Here is a 5,592-nt window from a genome sequence, read left to right on the forward strand (position 1 = left end):
ACGACCAGGGATACGGCCAGCCCGGCTACGGCCAGCAGCCGCCGGCGGCCTACGACTACCAGGGTGGCTACGACCAGGGTTACGGCGCAGGACGACCCGCCGCCGGTTACGCCCCGTCGTCGATCACCCTTCTCCTCGAGGACGGCAGCAACCGCACGTTCCAGCTGCACGAGGGTTCCAACGTGATCGGCCGCGGCCAGGACGCGCAGTTCCGTCTGCCCGACACCGGTGTCTCGCGTCGCCACGTCGAGATCCGCTGGGACGGCACCACCGCGATGCTCACCGACCTCAACTCGACCAACGGCACCACGGTCAACGACCTGCAGGTCAACACCTGGGAACTCGCCGACGGCGACCGCATCCGCGTGGGTCATTCCGACATCACCGTCCGGTTCCAGTAGTCCCGGCAACCGCCGTCCAGCGCCCGTCGAACGCGGGCGGCGGTGGCCGCTGACCGAAGTGATCCGGGCGACTCCGCGGGGCCGGTTGATACTGAACTGTCATATGTGAATGAACGGGTTCGGCTCAACTGCCCATAAGATGCACACGGGGTCCGCCGGTTGCCATCGGCAGTCGAGATCGACGCCCGCCCGGTACGGCTTACCGAGTACGACTGGTCCGAGATGTGACGGCGCTGGAGGTGAACACACGCGATGCAGGGCTTGGTGCTGCAACTGACCCGTATCGGGTTCCTGCTGTTGTTGTGGTTGTTCGTCTTCGCCGTGATCCGGACCCTTCGGGCCGACATCGCCTCGGCCGGCGGCATGCGCATCCCGCGTTACTCGGGAGGCACGGAGAAGCGTCGACGCGGTGGCGGGGTCCGCGGCGCGGCGCGCTATCTCGTCGTCACGCACGGAGCACTGGCCAACACCCGGATCAGTTTGGGCCAGCAGCCGGTGCTGCTCGGTCGCGCCGACGACTCGACCCTCGTCCTCACCGACGACTACGCCTCGGAACGCCACGCACGCCTCTCCAGACGCGGTGACGACTGGTACGTCGAGGACCTCGGCTCCACCAACGGCACCTATCTCGACCGGTCCAAGGTGACGACCGCCGTCAAGGTCCCGCTGAACACGCCGATCCGCATCGGCAAGACCGTGATCGAGTTGCGCCCGTGACACTTGTGTTGCGCTACATCGCGCGCAGCGACCGCGGTCTCGTCCGGTCCAACAACGAGGACTCCTTCTACGCCGGCCCGCGCCTGCTCGCGCTCGCCGACGGCATGGGCGGACACGCGGCCGGCGAGGTCGCCAGCCAGCTCGTCATCCGTGCCCTGTCCGAGCTCGACGAGGACGAGCCCGGCGGCGATCTGCTGAGCCAGCTCGACCGCGCCACCCGCGCCGGCAACGAGGCCATCGCCGCACAGGTCCAGGAGTCCCCCGAACTCGACGGCATGGGCACCACGCTCACCGCCATCCTCTTCGCGGGCAGCCGAATCGGGCTGTGCCACATCGGTGATTCACGCGGCTACATGTTCCGCGACGGCGTTCTCACCCAGATCACCCGCGACGACACATTCGTGCAGACCCTCGTCGACGAGGGCCGGATCACGGCCGAACAGGCGCACACCCATCCCCAGCGGTCGCTGATCATGCGTGCCCTGACCGGCTCCGAGGTCGAGCCGACACTCACGATGCGCGAAGCACGTGCCGGTGACCGGTACATGCTCTGCAGCGACGGACTGTCCGACGTCGTGAGCGAGGAGACCCTCGCCGAGACCCTCGGATCCATCGCCGATCCGAAGCAGTGCGCCGACCGCCTCATCGAACTCGCACTGCGCGGCGGCGGCCCGGACAACGTGACCGTCGTCCTCGCCGACGTCGTCGACACCGAGTACGGCGACTCCCGGCCGATCGTCGGCGGTGCCGCCGGCGGCAACGAGGAGTCCTACACCCCCGACCCGGCCACCGCCGCCGGACGCGCCGCTGCGCTGCGTCCGCCGCCCGCCGAGCCACAGCGCCCGACGGTGCTGACCGAGGCGGAGGAGCCGGCGAAGCACAAGAGCACCTGGCGCCGGTGGCTCGCCGTCGGTGTCGTCCTCGCCGTCGTCGTCGCGCTGGTCGCCGGGTTCTTCGTGACCCGTTCGATCGTGCGGAGCAACTACTACGTGGCCGCGGATTCCGCGGGCGACGTCGTGATCCACCAGGGCTCCCCGGCCGACGTCCTCTTCGTGTCCATGAGCAAGCCCGTCACTCGCGTCTGCGTCGAGGATCTCGACCAGGAGAAGCCGACCTACACCTTCATCCCGTACGACGACACCTGCGAGGTGCCGCTCAACGTCGACGATCTGGTGTCCGGGCCGGCGCAGTCGGTGAAGAACGTGATGATCCGTGACCGCAGCGCCGAGGAGATCGAGGGCGTGGTGACCAAGGAGCTCACCTTCCGCTGCGACAACGCTCCCTCGTCGACTCCCCCGCCGCCGTCCTCGGCGACCCCGCCGCCTCCCGCGTCGAGCGCACCGCCCGCTCCCCGTGCCACCGCGGCACCGTCCGGCATCCCGCAGCGCGGCGCCACCGAGTCCGTGGCACCGCCCGCACCGTCCGACAAGCCCGCACCTCCAGAGGACGCGGGCACCAGCTGCCGGCAGCAGGTGAGATGACTCAAGCCGCGCCCGCCCCGCACGCCCCGCCTCGCGAACCCGCGACGAGCACCGGCCGGAACGCCGAGCTGCTCCTGCTGGTGTTCGCGATCGGCCTGGTGACGGTCGCCCTGCTCATCGTCCAGGCCGCGCAGGGTCAGAGCCTGACCTGGGACATCGTCAAGTACGTCGCCGCGTACACGGCGCTGTTCGGGGTCGCCCACGTCGTCGTCCGACGCTATGCGCCGCACGCCGACCCGATCCTGCTGCCCGTCGTCGCCGTGCTCAACGGGCTGGGTCTGGTGCTGATCCACCGCCTCGACCTCGGGTCGGGCAACACCGGTGAGTCGATGAACCCCACCCAGGCGACGAACAACGCCGACCAACAGCTGCTGTGGGCCGGTCTGGGCATCATCGCGTTCGCGGCGGTGCTGATCCTCATCCGCGATCATCGAACGCTGTCGCGGTATGCCTACACGCTCGGCCTCGGCGGACTGATCTTCCTGATCATCCCGGCGATCCTGCCGAGCGCGTTCTCGGAGATCAACGGCTCCAAGAACTGGATCATCACGCCGTTCTTCTCGATCCAGCCCAGCGAGTTCTCCAAGATCCTCATCATCATCTTCGCCGCGGCGGTCCTGGTGTCGAAGCGCGACCTGTTCATCACCGCGGGCCCGCACGTCCTCGGCGTCGACCTGCCCCGCGCCCGCGACCTCGGTCCGCTGCTCGCCGCCTGGGCGATCGCGATCGCGGTGATGGTCGTCCAGAAGGACCTCGGTACGTCGCTGCTGATCTTCGCGACGATCCTGACGATGCTCTACGTTGCGACCTCGCGCGTGGAATGGCTCGTCCTCGGCATCGGCCTGTTCGCGATCGGTGCGGTGGTCGCGTGGTCGATCTTCTCCCACCTGCAGACCCGCGTCTCGGTGTGGCTCAACCCCTTCGAAGACTTCGACGGCTCCGGTTACCAGATCGGTCAGAGCCTGTTCGGCCTGGCCACGGGCGGCCTGTTCGGCACCGGACTCGGATCGGGGCGGCCCAACATCGTGCCGTTCGCCAACACCGACTTCATCATCTCGACCATCGGTGAGGAGCTCGGGCTCGCCGGCCTCTTCGCGATCCTGCTGCTCTACATGGTGTTCATCCACCGCGGCCTGCGCACCGGCATCGCCGTGCGCGACAGCTTCGGCAAGCTCCTCGCAACCGGTCTGGCGTTCACCATCGCCATGCAGATCTTCGTCGTCGTCGGCGGCGTCACCAAGCTGATCCCGCTGACCGGTCTGACGACCCCGTTCCTGTCGTACGGCGGCTCGTCGCTGCTGGCCAACTACATCCTCGTCGCGCTGCTGATCCGGATCTCGAACGCTGCCCGCGAACCCGATCCGGTCAAGAAGCGTCCGACGGCCAAGCCGGTCGACGCGCTGCCCACCCAGGTGGTGAAGCGCAAGTGAACAAACCCATCCGCAACGTCTCGATCGCCGTGATCGTGATGATCGTCGCGCTGCTCGCCAACGCCACCTACGTCCAGGTGTTCAAGGCCGACGCCCTGAAGACCGACCCGCGCAACAACCGGGTCCTGCTCGACGAGTACTCGCGCCAGCGCGGCCTGATCACGACCGCCGACGGCACCGTGATCGCGCTGTCGGTGCCCATCGACAGTCGGCTGAAGTTCCTGCGTCAGTACCCGCGGGAGGGTGCCGAGGCGTTCGCGGCGGTCACCGGTTACTACTCGTTCCAGTACCTCGCGAGCCAGATCGAGCACTACGAGAACTCGATCCTCAACGGCTCCGACGACCGGTTGTTCGGCCAGCGGTTCATGGACATGTTCTCCGGCCGCGACCCGCGGGGCGGCAACGTCGTCACCACGATCAACCCGAAGGTGCAGCAGGCCGCCTACCGCGCCATGCTCAACGGACCGTGCGACGGACCGTGCCGCGGCGCAGTGGTGGCGCTGCAGCCCAACACCGGCAAGATCCTGGCGATGGTCTCGACCCCGAGCTACGACCCGAACAAGCTGGCCAGCCACGACCAGGAGGTCCGCGAGAGCAGCTGGGAGGCGTGGAACCGGCCGGGCGACACCGCGCAGCCGATGCTCAACCGCGCGATCAGCCAGCTGTACCCGCCGGGATCGACCTTCAAGGTCGTGACGTCGGCGGCCGCCCTGCGCGACAACATCACCCCGGGCATCCGTCTCACCGCCGCCCCGAGCTTCCCGCTACCGGGCACCAACGTGTCGCTGCCGAACTACGGCGGCGAGACCTGCCCCGGTTCGTCGGGCGGGACCGTGTCGCTGGAGACGGCGTTCAAGTACTCGTGCAACACCGCGTTCGCCGAGCTGGTGACGGAGAAGATGTCGGACGCGATCCCCAAGTTCACCGAGACCGCGAGCCTGTTCGGTCTCGATCAGCCCGGCCCGGACATCCCGATGCCGGTCGTCGACTCGACCGTGGGCCCGATCCCGTCGCTCGATGTCCTTGCACAGGCATCCATCGGACAGCGGGACGTGCGGCTGACGCCGCTGCAGAACGCCATGATCGCGGCGACCGTCGCCAACGGAGGGGTCCGTATGCAGCCGTACCTGGTCGATAAGCTCCAATCGGCGGATCTGCGTACTTTGCAGACCACACCGCCGAGCACCGCGAACAAGCCGATCACGCCCGAACAGGCGGCCGAGCTGACGTCGATGATGATCGAGTCCGAGCGCTCCACCGCGGGTGCCGGCGGACCGGTCTCGATCGCGTCGAAGACCGGCACCGCCGAGAGCGGTTCGAGCACCGACACCCCGTACTCCTGGTACATCGCGTTCGGACCGTCGTCGAACGCGCAGATCGCGGTGGCCGTCGTGGTGGAGAATGGACAATTCGGTGCGGATTCGGTCGGAGGGACCGTGGCTGCACCGATCGGACGAGAAGTGATCAACTCACTGGTGGGAGGTGGCAGTCGATGACCCTGCAGAACGGCACCACCATCGGTGATCGTTACCGGCTCATCCGCCTGATCGCGACGGGCGGCAT

5 protein-coding genes are annotated in these 5,592 nt (G+C 68.0%); all 5 read left to right on the forward strand.

Features of this window, described 5'->3' with window-relative positions; translation table 11 throughout:
- On the forward strand, positions 1 to 401 hold a 401-nt coding region (locus tag OK17_RS20525; protein WP_461418577.1), incomplete at its 5' end, for an FHA domain-containing protein.
- Between the two features lie 252 nt (positions 402 to 653).
- Positions 654 to 1,118, forward strand: coding sequence for an FHA domain-containing protein FhaB/FipA (locus OK17_RS20530; protein ID WP_232718434.1), 465 nt, complete (start codon positions 654 to 656; stop codon positions 1,116 to 1,118).
- Positions 1,115 to 2,599, forward strand: a complete 1,485-nt coding sequence (locus tag OK17_RS20535) for a PP2C family protein-serine/threonine phosphatase (RefSeq protein WP_232718433.1) — start codon at positions 1,115 to 1,117, stop codon at positions 2,597 to 2,599. The genes OK17_RS20530 and OK17_RS20535 overlap by 4 nt, the downstream gene beginning before the upstream one ends.
- Positions 2,596 to 4,029, forward strand: a complete 1,434-nt coding sequence (locus tag OK17_RS20540) for an FtsW/RodA/SpoVE family cell cycle protein (RefSeq protein ID WP_461418579.1) — start codon at positions 2,596 to 2,598, stop codon at positions 4,027 to 4,029. The genes OK17_RS20535 and OK17_RS20540 overlap by 4 nt, the downstream gene beginning before the upstream one ends.
- Entirely contained in the window at positions 4,026 to 5,525 is a 1,500-nt protein-coding gene (locus tag OK17_RS20545) for a peptidoglycan D,D-transpeptidase FtsI family protein (protein WP_461418580.1), read from the forward strand. The genes OK17_RS20540 and OK17_RS20545 overlap by 4 nt, the downstream gene beginning before the upstream one ends.
- Positions 5,526 to 5,592: the final 67 nt, after the last annotated feature.

The organism is Gordonia sp. GN26 (genome assembly GCF_054823965.1).

Bases quoted from the DNA above. Each gene is read 5' to 3' on its own strand.
- OK17_RS20530 (WP_232718434.1), top strand. From the start codon at position 654: ATGCAGGGCTTGGTGCTGCAACTGACCCGTATCGGGTTCCTGCTGTTG.
- OK17_RS20540 (WP_461418579.1), top strand. From the start codon at position 2,596: ATGACTCAAGCCGCGCCCGCCCCGCACGCCCCGCCTCGCGAACCCGCG.